The sequence below is a fragment of the Mycobacterium sp. ACS1612 genome, from assembly GCF_001667505.1.
Taxonomy (GTDB): domain Bacteria; phylum Actinomycetota; class Actinomycetes; order Mycobacteriales; family Mycobacteriaceae; genus Mycobacterium.
This window is the reverse complement of record NZ_LZHZ01000001.1, coordinates 19302-34105: the sequence shown is the minus strand read 5'-3', so window position 1 is coordinate 34105 and position 14804 is coordinate 19302. Positions and strand designations below refer to the sequence as shown.

General features: G+C 67.5%; 15 protein-coding genes. 7 read left to right on the top strand and 8 right to left on the bottom strand.

Features of this window, described 5'->3' with window-relative positions; all coding sequences use genetic code 11:
* Positions 1-3: 3 nt before the first annotated feature.
* The 5 genes from A5724_RS00160 to A5724_RS00140 are packed head-to-tail and all read right to left on the bottom strand — an operon-like array spanning position 4 to position 5114.
* A complete protein-coding gene (locus tag A5724_RS00160) occupies positions 4-897 on the bottom strand; it encodes a MerR family transcriptional regulator (RefSeq protein WP_067794349.1) in 894 nt (297 codons plus the stop codon).
* A complete protein-coding gene (locus A5724_RS00155) occupies positions 894-2357 on the bottom strand; it encodes an NAD(P)/FAD-dependent oxidoreductase (protein WP_067794347.1) in 1464 nt (487 codons plus the stop codon). Before A5724_RS00155 ends, A5724_RS00160 begins: the two co-directional genes overlap by 4 nt.
* 1 nt (position 2358) lies before the next feature.
* Positions 2359-3291: a reductase gene (locus A5724_RS00150; RefSeq protein ID WP_067794345.1), complete on the bottom strand. Its 933-nt coding sequence runs from the start codon at positions 3289-3291 to the stop codon at positions 2359-2361.
* 9 nt (positions 3292-3300) lie between these two features.
* A complete protein-coding gene (locus A5724_RS00145) occupies positions 3301-4131 on the bottom strand; it encodes an SDR family NAD(P)-dependent oxidoreductase (protein ID WP_156752062.1) in 831 nt (276 codons plus the stop codon).
* A 5-nt stretch (positions 4132-4136) separates the two neighbouring features.
* A complete protein-coding gene (locus A5724_RS00140; protein ID WP_067794341.1) occupies positions 4137-5114 on the bottom strand; it encodes an alpha/beta hydrolase in 978 nt (325 codons plus the stop codon).
* 169 nt (positions 5115-5283) lie between these two features.
* On the opposite strand from A5724_RS00140, the gene A5724_RS00135 reads away from it, so the two are divergent.
* From A5724_RS00135 to A5724_RS00120, 4 genes are read left to right on the top strand one after another with little or no spacing between them, the layout of a single operon-like run.
* Positions 5284-5970, top strand: a complete 687-nt coding sequence (locus tag A5724_RS00135; RefSeq protein ID WP_369830589.1) for a hypothetical protein — start codon at positions 5284-5286, stop codon at positions 5968-5970.
* Between the two features lie 42 nt (positions 5971-6012).
* The gene (locus A5724_RS00130; RefSeq protein WP_067794339.1) at positions 6013-7551 is read left to right on the top strand and encodes a DNA polymerase Y family protein; all 1539 of its coding nucleotides are present in this window, start codon (positions 6013-6015) and stop codon (positions 7549-7551) included.
* A 51-nt stretch (positions 7552-7602) separates the two neighbouring features.
* Entirely contained in the window at positions 7603-8049 is a 447-nt protein-coding gene (locus tag A5724_RS00125; RefSeq protein ID WP_067794337.1) for a MarR family winged helix-turn-helix transcriptional regulator, read from the top strand.
* Positions 8046-8468, top strand: coding sequence for an organic hydroperoxide resistance protein (locus A5724_RS00120; RefSeq protein ID WP_067794335.1), 423 nt, complete (start codon positions 8046-8048; stop codon positions 8466-8468). Before A5724_RS00125 ends, A5724_RS00120 begins: the two co-directional genes overlap by 4 nt.
* Before the next feature lie 25 nt (positions 8469-8493).
* Here the strand turns inward: A5724_RS00120 and A5724_RS00115 are convergent, their stop codons facing one another.
* The 3 genes from A5724_RS00115 to A5724_RS00105 all read right to left on the bottom strand — a co-directional run bounded on the left by A5724_RS00115 (position 8494) and on the right by A5724_RS00105 (position 11901).
* Positions 8494-8736, bottom strand: a complete 243-nt coding sequence (locus A5724_RS00115) for a hypothetical protein (RefSeq protein ID WP_067794332.1) — start codon at positions 8734-8736, stop codon at positions 8494-8496.
* A gap of 84 nt (positions 8737-8820) precedes the next feature.
* On the bottom strand, positions 8821-9810 hold the full coding sequence (locus tag A5724_RS00110) for a nucleoside hydrolase (protein WP_067794606.1): 990 nt from the start codon (positions 9808-9810) through the stop codon (positions 8821-8823).
* A 75-nt stretch (positions 9811-9885) separates the two neighbouring features.
* On the bottom strand, positions 9886-11901 hold the full coding sequence (locus tag A5724_RS00105; protein WP_156752061.1) for an SDR family oxidoreductase: 2016 nt from the start codon (positions 11899-11901) through the stop codon (positions 9886-9888).
* A gap of 78 nt (positions 11902-11979) precedes the next feature.
* Between A5724_RS00105 and A5724_RS00100 the strand changes: the two genes are divergently transcribed.
* The 3 genes from A5724_RS00100 (at position 11980) to A5724_RS00090 (ending at position 14778) form a co-directional block, all read left to right on the top strand.
* Entirely contained in the window at positions 11980-12849 is an 870-nt protein-coding gene (locus tag A5724_RS00100) for a MaoC/PaaZ C-terminal domain-containing protein (RefSeq protein WP_067794330.1), read from the top strand.
* Positions 12850-12899: 50 nt separating this feature from the next.
* Complete coding sequence (locus A5724_RS00095) at positions 12900-13787, top strand: universal stress protein (RefSeq protein WP_067794328.1); 888 nt, start codon at positions 12900-12902, stop codon at positions 13785-13787.
* Positions 13788-13896: 109 nt separating this feature from the next.
* Complete coding sequence (locus A5724_RS00090; protein WP_067794326.1) at positions 13897-14778, top strand: universal stress protein; 882 nt, start codon at positions 13897-13899, stop codon at positions 14776-14778.
* Positions 14779-14804: the final 26 nt, after the last annotated feature.

Genomic DNA, 14804 nt, shown 5'->3' with positions numbered 1-14804 from the left:
TTTCTATATCTGCTCGCCGGGGGAGTTCTCCACGTAGTCGGCGAGGAGCCGGCTGACCAGTTCCTCGATCGTCGACTCGATCGACGACGCCAGCGTCGCGGTCACCGCCGCCACCGCCTGCGTCCGGAACCGCACCAGCATCGTGATCAACTCGGCGACCTCGGTGTCGTCGGGCAACCCGACACCGGGTTTGATCCTGTCTTGGACATGCTCGGCGCCCGCCTGCACCAAGATGGCGCTGATCTGGTCGACCAGTGGCAGCACCTGCTCGTGGATGTCGATCAGCTTGTCGATGGACACCCCGTACTCGCGGATGTCGTTGAAGGCCTCGATCAGCTTGGGCCGCAACACGATTGCCTCGTCGTCCTCGATGCGGACCAGCCCCGAGCCGACCAGCCGGTCGAACGCGGCGTCGTCGTTGATCAGTCGCCGCGCCTGGGACACCGGCATCGTCTGCGGCTTCTCCGCCGCCCAGGTGCCTGCGATCGCCGACTCGAGCCCGAGCACCGAACCCAGATCCTTGCCCTGCTCCCACGCGCTGAGCATCTCGTGGACGTGGGCGATGTTGTAGCCGCGGTCGAGCAGCGACGTGATCAGCCGCAGCCGGGTCAGGTGCGTGTCGTTGAACAACGCGATCCGGCCAACGCGCAGCGGCGGGTGCAGCAGCCCCCGGTCACGGTAGACGCGGATGTTGCGGGTCGTGGTGCCCGCGAGCCGGGCCAGATCGTCGATGCGGTATTCACCCGACGCCGCCACCCCGTGCGGATGCACCGCGGCGTCGAACAACTGCGACACGGCGGTTTCGATGACGTCGCGTGAACCACGCTGAACGCGCCGGCGCAGGCCCTTCAACACCGTCGAGATCGCACCAGGTTGCTGGCGCGGACCGGCGGTCATGCCACCGCGGCGTAATCGGTGTACCGGAAGTCCCGCATCTGACGAAGATACTGCGTCGCAAACCCCGGGTACATCGCCGCGTTGAAACCGTCGGCCGTCAGGTACCAGCTGCTGCAGCCCGACATCCACGTCGTCTTGGTCAGCCGTCGCTGAATCCGTTCGTTGTAGCGCCGCTGCACGTCGGCGCGCACATCGAGGTAGCGCAGGTTCTCGCCGAGGATCGTGGTGATGCCGCGCACGGCGTAATCGATCTGCCCCTCGACGTACACCAGCAGCGAGTTGTGCCCTGGTCCGGAATTGGGTCCGGTCATGAAGAACAGGTTGGGGTAGCCGTTGGCGTTGATGCTCTTGTAGGCCTGCGCCCCGGCGGCCCACTCCTCGCGAAGCGAGCGTCCGCCGATGCCGAGTACCGGGTACGGCGGGCCGGTCAGGTGCACGTCATAGCCCGTGGCGAAGACGATGCAATCGAGGTGATGCTCGATCCCGTCGCTGGTGCGGATGCCGACCGGACTGATGGTGGCGATCGGCCAGTCGATGAGCTTGCAGTTGTCCCGTTGCAGCGCTGGGTAATAGTCGCTGGACACGAGCATCCGTTTGCACCCTGGCGTGAAATCCGGTGTCAGCTGGCGGCGCAACCACGGGTCCTTGACCTGACGGTGCAGGTGCGCCTTGCCCAGCCGGGCCACCAGGCCGCTCAGCGGGGTGTCCCACACCAGTGCGGTCGCCGAGATCTCGTGCCCCCAGAACAACGCCTGCCGGGCAAGTTCTTGTGCCGCAGGTACTTTCGCGAACAATGCCTGCGCGGCAGTGGGCATGGCGGTGTCGAGGCGGGGCAGCACCCAGCCGGGTGTGCGCTGGAAGACCTTGACGAAGTCGGCCTTCTTGACGAGTTCGGGGATGATCTGCACCCCGCTCGCGCCGGTGCCGATGACGGCGACCCGCTTTCCGGCGAAGTCGTAGTCGTGATCCCAGCGGGCGCTGTGGATCTTGTGGCCGGTGTAGGTGTCCAGACCGCGGATGGCCGGCCAGTCGTGGTCGGCCAGCGGGCCGGAGGCCAGCACGACGGTGCGAGCATAAAAAGTAGTGGAGCGTTTTCCTTTCGTCTTCACCGTCCACACGCCGTCGGCTTCGTCGAACTCCAAGCCGGTGACCTCGACACCGAACCGGATGCGACGGCGCAGGTCGTGCGCGTCGACCAGGTCCTCGATGTGCTGGCAGATCTCGTCGGCGGGGGAGTACGCGCGTGACCACGCCGGGTTCTTAACGAACGAGAACGAATACAGCAGCGACGGAATATCGCATGCCGCACCGGGATAGGTGTTGTCACGCCAGGTGCCGCCGACGCGGTCGCTGCGGTCGACGATGACCACGTCGTTGACACCCGCCTTGGTCAGCTTGATCGCCGCGCCGATGCCGGTGAATCCGGCGCCGACGATCAGCGTGTCGTGTGGTGCGGCCATGTCAGGCCGCCGGCTCGGGGGTGACTTCCTTGACCCAGGTCGGTACCGACGGCAACAGCGGCCGCGGATACCGATCCGACAGCCACACCATCGAATTGGCCAGCAGGTGATAGGGATGGCGCGGGTTGGTGACCACCCCGGCGTAGCGCCGCAGGAACCGGTACGTCGGCACTCGACTGGTGTATTCGCCGCGGTCGCCGAGCTCCTTGAACCGCTTGACGGCGCGGTAGAGCCGTTCGGGCTCCATGCCCATGGCGGTGATCTCGTTGCGGATCCTGTTGATCAGCGGGGCGCCCGTGATGGCGCCGACAATCAGGCCGGGGGTGGCGTGGTGGCCGACGAAGTCGATCAGCAGTCGTCGGATCTTGGCATGCCCGATCATGTCGAGAACTTCGAAATCGACGACGAGATGCCGTGACTCGTCGTTGTTGATCTTCTCGAAGACCTGGTGGCAGACCGGGTCGTGGACCTCGTCGAGGAGGAACTTCAACAGCGCACCGTCGAGCGCGACTTCGAGCATCGGGATCACGGTCCCGAGCAGCGACAGCGGCATGTCGTCGGCCCACCGATCCAGCCAGTCGATGGCGAGCCGGATGTTGACGTTCGGTTCGGGGACCTCGCCGTCGGACAGCATGCCCCAGCGCTTCATCAGCGCCAGTTCGGCGTTGGCGTGCCGCTGCTCCTCGGCGTGGAAGTAGCGGTAGATCTCGGCGATCGTCGGCGTCGGCGCCTTTTTGGCCAGTGCGGCGAAGCCGCGGGCGCCGATGTTCTCGATCCAGCACAGATCGGCCATGAACGCCTTCAGCTCCGGTCGTTGCTCGTCGGTGATCAGTTCCGCGCCGGGCGCGTCCCAGTCGATGTCGGCCAGGGCCCACTGGCGATCCTTGATCTTGTCGAGCATCGCGTCCATGTCGATCTTTGTTTTGGGGGCCATTGCCGTCTCCTACGTCGTCACACGATTGGCCAGACCGGCGGCGCGGGTGTACACCGTCGGGGTGAAACGCTTGATGCCCCAACCGATCCGGGCATCGGGCTGTGGCATGCAGTACAGGCCGCCACGGTCATGGGTGTCCAGGCACATCTGCGCCACCCGCTCGGGTGAGAACCCGGTCCAGCGCATCAGCCGATCGGCGAGCTGACTGGATTGTGCTGTGATGCGGCCTGATCCGACGATGTTGGTCTTGACGAATGTCGGGCACAGCACCGTAACGTGCACTCCGGTGCCGCTCAACTCGGCGGCCAGGGTCTCGGACAGCGACAGCACGCCGGCCTTGCTGACGTTGTAGGCGGCCATCCCGGGTGCGGCGCCGAACGCCGCGGCCGATGCGACGTTGATGATGCCGCCATATCCCGTCGCACGCAGAATCGGTGCGAATACGTGGCAGCCGTGGATCGGTCCCCACAGATTGATGCTCAGCACCCAATTCCAGTCGTCCAGATGCGCATCACCGATCGCCTTGCCGCCCGCCCCGACTCCTGCGTTGTTGATGACGAGGGTCGGTGGGCCGTCGAACCAAGCCTGCGCCTTGGTCGCAAGCCCGTGCAGGTCCCCGATCTCAGTCACGTCGCAACGGACGGCCGTAGCCTGTCCACCCTCGGCGATGATCGCGTCAGCGGTTGCGCGGGCGGCGTTCTCGTCGACATCGCTGCAGACGATCCGGCCGCCACGGCGAGCCAGTTCCGTCGCGAACGCCGCGCCGATGCCGCTGCCCGCACCGGTGATGACGGCCGCGGCATCGCGACTGCGCTTCTTCGACGCTCCCAACAGTCCCATGCCGATCACCCCGCGGCCTGGTCAAAGGCGCGCCGGCGCAGCGCATGGGCGATGAAGCCCGCGATGTGCCGCATCGCGGGGGTGGCCTCGGGACTGATGCGCGGCAGGGCTTGGAAGACGTGCACCTGGTCGGGCCAGATCTGCAACTCGCATTGCCCGCCCGCAGCCTGGATGTGGTCGGCAAGCGCGATCGCATCTGCGGCCAGCATCTCTGCGCCACCGGCCTGGATGAGCGTCGGTGGCAGGGTGCGACCGGTTGCGACGTCGAGCTTCAGCCGCGGATGGGCGGAATCGATGTCAGCGCAATATAACTCGAGCAGGCGGACAGCGTCGCGGGAGCGGATGGCCGGATCGCGACGAAGCCGCTCGCGGGCGCGGGCGAGCGTGAACGTCAGATCCAGTACAGGGGAGAGCAGCACCGCGCCCGCCGGATGCGCCACGTCGGACTGCAGCAGCAGATCGACGGTGAGGTGCCCGCCCGCGGAGTCGCCTGCGATCACGGTGCGTTCGGGTGGCAGCCCATGGTCACCGACGAGCCAATCCCAACCTGACCGGACATCGTCTGCGGCAGTGGGGAATCGGTGCTTGGGTGCCAAGCGGTAGTCGATGCTGAACACCGGGAGACCGGTCAGCCGGGAGAGCCACGAGGTCAGCCGGCGATGGGTGCGCGGCGAGCACAACACATAGCCGCTGCCGTGCACGAAGTAGATTGCGGCGTCGGTCCGATCGCGTTGCACCCCGACGCCGTGCACCCATTCACCGACGACGCGGCGGCCGTCGGAGGTCCTGGTGTCGACCGGGGTGACATGGGTGCCTGCGAGCGACGGACCACAGGTGTCCATGACGCCGGCGATGATCTGGCGGGACAGCCACACCCCCCATGCCGGTTGGGAGGGAATCACGGCGGCGATCTGCCGAAGGGACAGGCTGGCCAGTGCTGCGGCGCCACGGGAACGGAGTGATCCGCGCTCGTCATTGAGCATCGCTGGAGTACAACACCAACTGATGACATTTGTCAATGTCACTATTGATCAATGGGAGGCCTTTGACGCCGTCCCGGCCGCTTGACGGTGTCGGTGGGTGGGTGTTTACTCGAGCTATCGAACATATATTCGAAAAGAGCATGATTCTGATGATGCAGGAGGTGCTGCTGTGACAGTGGCCATGAGCCTGGATCAGCGCCGGCTCGACCGGGTTGAACAGGTAGAACACCTGCGTCGCAAGATAGCAGCGGTGTCCGGAAAGGTCGGCGCCGGGCGTCGCGGCCCAACCCCGTCGACCGACCCGCTACCGGATTCGGAATCTTTGCTGCCGGTGCCCGAAACCCTGGCCGAACTCCTTCCGGCGTCGTTGCCGCGGGGGTCCGTGGCGGTGGTGTTGGGCGCCCGCTCGCTGTCGCTGAGCATGGTGGCGGCGGTGACGGCCGAAGGCGGACACGCCGCGATCGTCGGCCAGCCCGACGTGGGTCTGCTGGCGGCGGTCGAGATGGGCGCGGATCTGAGCAGGATCGCGGTCATCCCCGAACCGGGGGCTGATCCGGTCGAGGTGGCCGCCGTGCTGATGGACGGCATGGATCTGGTGGTGCTCGGCCTCGGCGGCCGGTCGGTGCCTGCGGGTCGGGCGCGGGCAGTGGTGGCACGGGCGCGGCAGAAGGGGTGCACCCTGCTGGTCACCGGCGGGGACTGGCAAGGCGCATCCACCCGACTGGAGGCCAGGGTCTGTGGATATGAGATCGCCGGATCCGGGCGCCCGGGTTTCGGCCGGATCAGCAGAGTGCGACTGGCCATGCGGGCCAGGGGTCGATCATTCGGCGGCCACGCGCGCGCGGTAGGCGGATGAGTGTCATCCAGGTCTGCCTCGCGTGTGCTGGCCGTGTGGTGCATGGACTGGCCGGCCGTCGCCGCGCTGGCCGCGGCGGACCTTCCTGCGACAGCGCCGGTCGCGGTGACCCTGGCCAACCGGGTGATCGCCTGCTCGGCGTCAGCCAGGGCGGCGGGGGTGCGACGGGGGTTGCGCCGCAGGGAATCTCAGGCACGCTGTCCGGAACTGCATGTCGTCACCGCCGACCCCGCGCGCGATGCCCGCCATTTCGAAGCCGTGACGGCCGCGGTCGACGACCTGGTGCCGCGGGCAGAGGTGTTGCGGCCCGGCCTGCTGGTGTTGTCCGTACGCGGCGCGGCCCGGTACTTCGGCTCTGAAGAAGCCGCCGCGGAGCGGCTTGTCGATGCGGTGGCCGCGGCGGGCGCCGAATGTCAGGTCGGCATCGCCGATCAGCTGGCCACCGCCGTGTTCGCCGCACGGGCGGGCCGGATCATCGAGCCGGGCAAGGATGCGCTGTTCCTGTCCGCCCTGTCGATCCGGCAGCTGGCCACCGAGCCCAGCCTGGCCGCGCCGGGCCGGGAAGATCTGGCAGACCTGTTGTGGCGCATGGGGATTCGCAACATCGGGCAGTTCGCCGCGTTGTCCAGAAGCGATGTGGCGTCCCGGTTCGGCGCCGACGCCGTCGCCGCCCACCGGTTCGCCCGCGGCGAGCCCACCCGTGGCCCGTCGGGACGCGAACCGCCCGAGGAACTCGACGCGGTGATGAACTGTGACCCGCCGATCGACCGGGTCGACGCGGCGGCATTCGCCGGTCGGTCACTGGCCAGCGCTTTGCACCGCAGCCTCGAGGCCGCAGGCGTCGGATGCACCAGGCTGGCCATTCACGCTGTCACCGCCAATGGTCAAGAGTTGGAACGGGTTTGGCGATGCGCCGAACCGCTGACCGAGGACGCCACCGCCGACCGGGTGCGCTGGCAGCTGGACGGCTGGCTGAACAAGCGCAACCCGAACGACCGGCCGACCGCTCCGGTGACGCTGCTCCGGCTCCGGCCGGTGGAGGTGGTTTCGGCCGAGGCGCTGCAGCTGCCGCTGTGGGGCGGCGTTGGTGAAGCGGACCGGCTGCGCGCCCGCCGCGCGCTGGTGCGGGTGCAGGGTCTGCTCGGACCAGAAGCGGTGCAGGTGCCGGTGCTCAGCGGCGGGCGTGGGCCCGCCGAGCGCATCACCTTCACCCCGCTGGGCGATGAGCCGGTGCCGCGCGCCGATCCGAGTCAACCGTGGCCGGGTCAGCTTCCCGAGCCGTCGCCGACGGTGCTGCTCGATGATCCGGTCGAATTGCTCGACGCCGACGGCAATCAGGTGCGGGTTACCGGTCGCGGCCTGTTCTCCGCCAACCCGTCGCGGCTGCGTGCACCCGGCAGGAAGGGCGAGCTGTCGTGGTGGGCGGGGCCATGGCCGGTCGACGAGCGGTGGTGGGATCCCGAGCAGTCCAAGGCCGGCCGTACCGCGCGGGCGCAGGTGCTGGTGGACGGGGACCCGGCGCAGGCCCTGCTGCTGTGCTATCGGCAGCGGCGATGGTATGTCGAGGGGGTCTATGAGTAGATTCGCCATAGATTAGTTGTGCACAATTGAATTGTGGGCTATAGTTCTGGCATGGCCATGCTGCCCCTCGACCGACATCTCTGCTTCGCCCTGTATTCGGCCTCGCGGGCGATGACGGCCGCATACCGGCCGATCCTGAACGAGCTGAACCTGACCTATCCGCAGTACCTGGTGCTGCTTGTGCTGTGGGAGGAGGGCCGCGTCACCGTCGGCAGACTGGGCGAGCGGCTGCAACTCGACTCGGGAACGCTGTCGCCGCTGCTGAAGCGGTTGGAGGCCAACGGTTTTGTCCGCCGCGAGAGATCGCGCGACGACGAACGCCTTGTCGACGTGACGCTCACTGCGACTGGGCGTCGACTCGAACGCAAGGCGCAGTGCATCCCGGAGCAGCTGTTCGGCGCGATGGGAATGACAGAAGAACAAGCTGCGGACCTGCGCGATGCGGTCCGTCACCTGACCGATGCCCTCAACGCATCGCTACGAAAGGAATCCGCATGAAGACCCTCTACACCGCCGAAGCGCTGGCCACCGGCGAAGGCCGCGACGGCCATGGCCGCACCTCGGACGGCAAGCTCGACCTCGACCTCGCCATCCCGAAGGAGATGGGTGGCAGCGGTAACGGCACCAACCCCGAGCAGCTGTTCGCCGTCGGCTACGCCGCCTGCTACCACTCCGCGCTGCGGCTGGTCGGCCGTCAGGAGAAGGCCGACGTTTCGGATTCGGCTGTAGGAGCGCGGGTTTCGCTCGGCCAACTCGACACCGGTGGCTTCGGCCTTGCGGTCGAACTGGAGATCACACTGCCCAACCTCGACCACGACGCCGCGGTGCAACTCGCCGAGAAGGCGCATCAGGTGTGCCCGTACTCGAACGCGACGCGCGGCAACATCGACGTCAAGCTCGTCGTCACCGACGACTGAGTCCCCGCGAGTTTCGGCCTACAGGCTAGATGCAGGCGCCGAACAAGCAGAACCCGCCGTCGGGTTCCCAGCCCCCGTTCCACGTGCCCGGTGGTTGCGCAGGCGGCGGTGGCGGGGGCGGTGGTCCCCAGTCGTGATGGTCGCGGTCATGACCGGGACCCGGTGGCGGCCAATCGGCGAACGCCACGCCGACGCCGGCGGTTCCCATCGCACCGACAGCGACGCCACCCGCAATGATCAGACCGGCGATAAACCTGGCAGGTTTCACTCGTCGTCTCCATTCGTCGTTCCCGAGAATCTTCGACGGCGAACTTGTGAAAGACCTGCGACCAAGCTGTATTTGGCTGTGGATTCAGCCCAGTCGCCGGGCGAATGCCCCCACCCGCGCAATGAACCGGTCGAAGAACACGGCCGGGTCGACCTCGACACCGACGAGCGCATTGGGCTGTTTGCCCCAGTGTCCACTCCAATCCGCGATGGTCATGCCGCGGGTCAGCGTGCCCGTCAACTCGACGTCGACCGCGGCGGCGCGGCACTGCACCAACTCGGGATCCAATGCCACCGCGGCGGCCAGCGGATCGTGCAGATGGGCGAGATATCCTTCGCCCTGGTCGAAGTGGAACTCGAAGTAGAACCGCATCGCGTCCTCGAGGACGCGGATCAACGGATTGGATGCCGGTGATCTGGTGCCGCGGTCGTCGAGCACACTCATCGGAGCAGACGACGACCCGGCCACCGCCGCCAGCCTGCTCAAGATGGCAGGCGTCATCGCGATGTTCTCGGTCAGGTTGAGTCCCAACAGGATTGGAATGTGCTTCGGGGCTTCCAGCCCCCACGCCGCACCCCACACCGCTAACACCTCCGCGGCGGCTTCGGGATCGACGCTGATGTTCCATTCCGCCACCGGCGTGGTGTTGCCGCGGTAATCGAACGCGCCGCCCATGATCACCAGGCGGCGAAGCAGTTTGGGCAGTGCCGGTTCGATGCGCAACGCCAGCGCCAGATTGGTCAGCGGTCCCGTCGCGATGCCGACCAATTCGCCCGGATACGCCTGTGCGGCGAGCACCCACGCCTCGGCGGCGTCATGGGCGGTGGGCTGACGATCGGTGGGCGGCAGTTCGGCATAGCCCAGCCCCTCCGGCCCGTGGGTGTCCTCCGCGGTGCGCAGCGGCGTACTCAGTGGCTGCTCCGAACCCTTGGACACCGGCACACCGGTGATGCCGCACAGCTCGAGCAGCGCCAGGTTGTTCCGGCAAACCTGGTGCACTCCAACGTTTCCCGCGGTCGAGGCGATGCCGACCACGTCAGCGTCGTCGCTGGCGAACAGATACGCCAGCGCCATGGCGTCGTCCACGCCCGTATCGACGTCGACGAACACCGGCAGCGAAGTCACCTCGCCAACGATAGAACCGACCACCTACCAGTGCACGCCGGGTACCAGTCGCACCGCCCGCTTCACCGGACGGGTGACGGGCCGCAGCGCGCGCAACGGGGCGATCGCGGTCGCCGGGCGCTTGGGCCGTCGCGGCGTGCGCTGCTGTGCGGGTTCGGCGTCCAGTCCCCGGGCGGCCGCCGAGTCGGGGTAGCCGAGGTAGATCTGGTGCAGCACCCGGCGAGACAACTTCGGCGTGAAGTACATGCCGACGTCGGCGAGCGTGCCGACCGGAGTGTCGATGCGCGCCGGCTTCTCCACCAGGCCCCGCACCACCATGGCCGCCGCGTGCTCCGCGGTGATCGGCGGCATCGGGTTCAGCCGGCGGGAGGGCGCGATCATCGGCGTCTTCACCAGCGGCATGTGGATGTTGGTGAAGGTGATGTGGTCGGACAGCGTCTCGGTGCCAACGACTTCGGCGAACGCGTCCAGCGCGGCCTTGCTCGGCACATAGGCGCTGTACTTCGGGCTGCTGGCCTGAACGCCGGCACTGGACACGTTGACCACGTGGCCGAATCGGCGTTCGCGCCAGTGCGGCAGCAGCGCCAGCACCATCCGGACCGCGCCGAAGTAGTTGACCGCCATCACGCGCTCGTAGTCATGCAGGCGGTCGGTGGACGCAGACACCGAGCGGCGGATCGACCGGCCCGCGTTGTTCACCAGATAATCCACGTGTCCGAATCTGCCGAGGATGTCCTTAACGGTGTGCTCGACGGACGTCGAGTCGGTGACGTCGCATGTGAAGGCATGCGCCTGACCGCCCGCGGCCCGGATCTCGGCGATTAGGTCGTCGAGCGCATCGGCGTTGCGAGCCAACGCGAATACCGTTGCGCCGCGTTCGGCGACGGCGACAGCGGAAGCGCGCCCGATGCCACTCGACGCCCCGGTGATGATCACGTGCTTGCCGACCAGCGGTCCGGCAGGATGGTCGCGGCGGGCCCGGTCGGGGTCGAGGTGGTCCACCCAGTACTGCCACAGTTTGGGTGCATACGAGGCGAACTCGGGAACCGTTATCCCGGTGCCCCGCAACGCTTCTGTGGTGTTGACGGCGGTGAAGGTGGGCGCCAGGTCGACGACGTCGAGTATCTGGCCAGGGATGCCGAGTTGGGTGGCGGCCATGTTGCGGACGATCTTCGCGCGCCCGCTGACGCGCAGAAACGGTGTGGCGGTGGCGCCCGGCAGTGACCCGCGTAGCGGCGGCAGGCCTGCTACGGCCGCGACACCGCGGTAGATGCCGCGCAGCCCAACGGTTTTCGGGGCGGTCAGATGGAAGGTCTGACCGTCGCGGCCGTCGGCGTGCATCAGCTCGACCAGGGCGGCCACCACATAGTCCACCGGGACGATGTTGGTGCGGCCGGTATCCGGTAGCACCATCGGCGTGAACCGCGGCAGCACAGCCAGTTTGGCCAGCAGGGGAAAGAAGTAATAGGGGCCGTCGACCTTGTCCATCTCGCCGGTGCGCGAGTCGCCGACCACGACCGCGGGCCGATACACCCGATAGCGCAGTCCTGGTGCGGACCGGACCAGCATCTCCGCCTCGAATTTCGTCTGGTGATACGGCGTCGGCAGATCCTGCGCGACATCGAAGTCGTCCTCGGTGAACTCGCCGCGGTAGGTGCCCGCGACGGCGATCGACGAGACATGATGCAACGTCGCGTCCAGCCTGCGGGCCAGGTCGATCACCGCGCGGGTGCCGTCCACGTTGGCCAACCGCTGGCGGCGTTCGTCGGCGGTCATGTCGTAGATCGCGGCGCAGTGCACGACGTGGTCGATGGTGCCCAACTCGGCGACGGCGTCCTCGGTGAGCGCCAGGCCATCCGCGGTCAGGTCACCAACCACGGCGTGAGCCTGGTCCCCCCATTCCGTGGCCAGCCGCTCGAAGGTGCCCAGTGAACTTCGTCGGACCAGCACCCACACCTCGGCGGCCTGGCTGCGGGCCAGGATCTCCGAGACCACCCGGCGGCCGATAAACCCGGTACCGCCGGTAACGACATAACGCATGCGAGCCATGCTCACCCCCTGCTCGCCGAAGGTCAACATGTGTGACGAGGTCGTCGGTCTACCCGTTATCGTCCGTCTATGCCCATTGACCCCAACGCCATAGGCGCCAAGACCGACCCGAGCATCTTCGAGTGGACCGACCGCGACACGTTGCTCTACGCGCTGGGCGTCGGCGCGGGTACCGAGGATCTTGCGTTCACCACCGAGAACAGCCACGACATTCCGCAGCAGGTGCTGCCGACGTTCGCCGTGATCGCCTGCCTGCCGTTCGCGGCCGCAGGCAAGATCGGCAGTTTCAACTTCGCCATGCTGCTGCACGGTTCCCAGGAGATCCGGCTGTTCAAGCCGTTACCGCCGGCCGGCAAGCTGAGTGTCGTCGCCGAGGTCGCCGACATCCAGGACAAGGGTGAGGGCAAGAACGCGATCGTCATGTTGAAGGCGACGGGCACTGATCCCGATACGTCCGAGGTCGTCGCGGAAACGCTGACGACGGCGGTGATCCGCGGCGAGGGCGGTTTCGGCGGTCAACCGGGCCAGCGGCCGGTCGCCCCCGAGATTCCGGATCGGGAGCCCGACGCCCGAATCGCCTTGCCGACGCGCGAGGACCAGGCCCTGATCTATCGGCTGTCCGGTGACCGCAATCCGCTGCACAGCGACCCGTGGTTTGCCCAGAATCTGGCCGGCTTCCCGAAGCCAATCCTGCACGGGCTCTGCACATATGGTGTCGCGGGCCGTGCGCTGGTGCGCGAACTCGGCGGCGGCGACGCCACCAAGGTCAGCCAGGTCGGCGCCCGGTTCACCTCACCGGTGTTCCCCGGCGAGACGCTGACCACCTCGATCTGGCGCACCGAGACGGGCCATGCGGTGTTCCGTACCGAGGCGTCTGGCCCGGACGGATCCGACGCCCGGCTGGTGCTCGAGGACGGAACGGCCGAATACAGCGACTGATTGGGTCGAACCGCCGATAATCCCTCTCGCGGGTTGACAGGATGTCGGCTATGAAGCTGGTCGTCGGTTACTTGGCCACTCCCGGTGGCGCGGATGCGATGGCACTCGGCGCGCGGCTTGCCAGGACGCTCGGAGCCGATGTCGAGGCGTGCATCATCCTGCCTGCCGACCGGGGCCTGCCGAGCCTGTCCGGCGCGCGGGCGTACGAGGCGAAGCTGGGCGAGCAGGCCGAGAAGTGGCTGGCCGATGCGCTCGCGGCGGTGCCCGACGATCTGGCTGCGCACAGTCACGTCACGTTCGACGAATCGTTCGCCGACGGGCTGATTCGCGAAACGGCGCGCGTGGCCGCCGACCTCATCGTGGTCGGCGGGTCGGGTGGCGGCCTGGCGGGCAGCTATTCGCTGGGCTCGGTGGTCAACGAGCTGTTGCACTCGTCGCCGGTGCCGGTGGTGGTCGCGCCACGCGGCATCAGGGACTCGACGGTCGACCGGGTGCGCGAGGTCACGTGCGCGATAGGGCAGCGGGCGGGCGCGGATCTGCTGTTGGAGAAGGCGGTTCGGTTCAGCGGGGCGGCAGGCACACCGCTGCGGCTGGTCTCGCTGGTGGCGCTCGACCCGACGTTCGGCTCGTTGCGCGCCGATGAGGAGGCGGTCCGCGGGCGGGCGCTCGCACATGCCCAGCACGTCCTCGACACCGCGAAAAACTCGCTGCCGAAGGATTTCCCGGTGACCTCGACGATCGTCGAGGGAGAGACCGTCGAGGATGCGGTGCGCAAACTCGAGTGGCATGACGGCGACCTGATCATGGTCGGGTCGAGCCGGCTGAGCGCACCGCGTCGGCTGTTCCTCGGTTCGACCGCAGCCAAAATGCTTCGCGTACTTGATGTTCCGATGATGGTCGTGCCGAGGGACCAACTCGGCCCAGCCGATCTGCCCTGAAGCGGCACCAGTTGGGGCCATAAGCCCAACCGAGTAGGGACCAACGGCCATCCCGTTGTCGGGTGCCTGCTCATACGTTGGTGTACAAACAGTCCGGAGGAAGTCACAGATGTCCGATTCGGTTGTGCACCGCGGGATCCTGGTCGGTGTCGACGGCTCGCGGGCCGCCACCGCGGCGGTCGCCTGGGCCGCGCGTGACGCGGCGTTGCGCAACACGCCACTGACGCTGGTTCACGTCATCACCCCGCTGTTGGCCACCGGGGCGGTCCCGGATTTCCCGGTGGACTTCTTCCAATGGCAAAACGAGGAGGCCAGGCGGGTACTCGCGGCCGCCCGCGAGACCGTTGCAGAAATCTGCGGCGTCTCAGCGCCCGCAATGTTGCACAGCGTGGTGCTGCACGGCGGGACGGTCGGCAACCTCGTGGACCTGTCGAAGGACGCCGACATGATGGTCGTCGGCTCGTCGGGCAAGGGCGCGTTCAGTCGGGCGCTGTTGGGATCGGTCAGCACGGGCCTTGTCCACCACGCGCATTGCCCTGTCGCAGTCATCCACGACGACGCTCCGGAGCTGCCTGAGCAGGCACCCGTGGTGGTGGGCATCGACGGTTCACCCGCTTCGTCGACCGCCACCGAGATCGCCTTCGACGAAGCCTCGCGTCGCGGCGTGGAGTTGGTGGCCGTACACGCGTGGCAGGACGGCGGCGCCATCGAGTTGCCGGGGCTCGACTTCTCGACGCTCGAAGTGCAGGCGCAGGAGGCGCTGGCCGAGCGACTCGCGGGTTGGCAGGAACGCTATCCCGACGTCAGGGTGCGCCGGGTGGTGGTGTGTGACCAGCCGGCCAAGCAACTCGTCGAACAAGCCAAGACCGCTCAACTGGTGGTCGTCGGCAGCCACGGCAGGGGCGGTTTCGCAGGCATGCTGTTGGGCTCGGTCAGCACGGCCGTCGTGCACACCGTCAAGTCGGCGACGATCGTGGCCCGCCAGGGGTAGCAGTCTCGAACATCCGTTCGATATGG

Excerpts from the sequence above, each read along its gene's own strand:
- A5724_RS00160 (WP_067794349.1), bottom strand. The coding sequence starts at position 897 with ATGACCGCCGGTCCGCGCCAGCAACCTGGTGCGATCTCGACGGTGTTG.
- A5724_RS00155 (WP_067794347.1), bottom strand. The coding sequence starts at position 2,357 with ATGGCCGCACCACACGACACGCTGATCGTCGGCGCCGGATTCACCGGC.
- A5724_RS00150 (WP_067794345.1), bottom strand. The coding sequence starts at position 3,291 with ATGGCCCCCAAAACAAAGATCGACATGGACGCGATGCTCGACAAGATC.
- A5724_RS00145 (WP_156752062.1), bottom strand. The coding sequence starts at position 4,131 with ATGGGACTGTTGGGAGCGTCGAAGAAGCGCAGTCGCGATGCCGCGGCC.
- A5724_RS00140 (WP_067794341.1), bottom strand. The coding sequence starts at position 5,114 with ATGCTCAATGACGAGCGCGGATCACTCCGTTCCCGTGGCGCCGCAGCA.
- A5724_RS00130 (WP_067794339.1), top strand. The coding sequence starts at position 6,013 with ATGGACTGGCCGGCCGTCGCCGCGCTGGCCGCGGCGGACCTTCCTGCG.
- A5724_RS00125 (WP_067794337.1), top strand. The coding sequence starts at position 7,603 with ATGGCCATGCTGCCCCTCGACCGACATCTCTGCTTCGCCCTGTATTCG.
- A5724_RS00120 (WP_067794335.1), top strand. The coding sequence starts at position 8,046 with ATGAAGACCCTCTACACCGCCGAAGCGCTGGCCACCGGCGAAGGCCGC.
- A5724_RS00110 (WP_067794606.1), bottom strand. The coding sequence starts at position 9,810 with ATGGCGCTGGCGTATCTGTTCGCCAGCGACGACGCTGACGTGGTCGGC.
- A5724_RS00105 (WP_156752061.1), bottom strand. The coding sequence starts at position 11,901 with ATGCGTTATGTCGTTACCGGCGGTACCGGGTTTATCGGCCGCCGGGTG.
- A5724_RS00100 (WP_067794330.1), top strand. The coding sequence starts at position 11,980 with ATGCCCATTGACCCCAACGCCATAGGCGCCAAGACCGACCCGAGCATC.
- A5724_RS00095 (WP_067794328.1), top strand. The coding sequence starts at position 12,900 with ATGAAGCTGGTCGTCGGTTACTTGGCCACTCCCGGTGGCGCGGATGCG.
- A5724_RS00090 (WP_067794326.1), top strand. The coding sequence starts at position 13,897 with ATGTCCGATTCGGTTGTGCACCGCGGGATCCTGGTCGGTGTCGACGGC.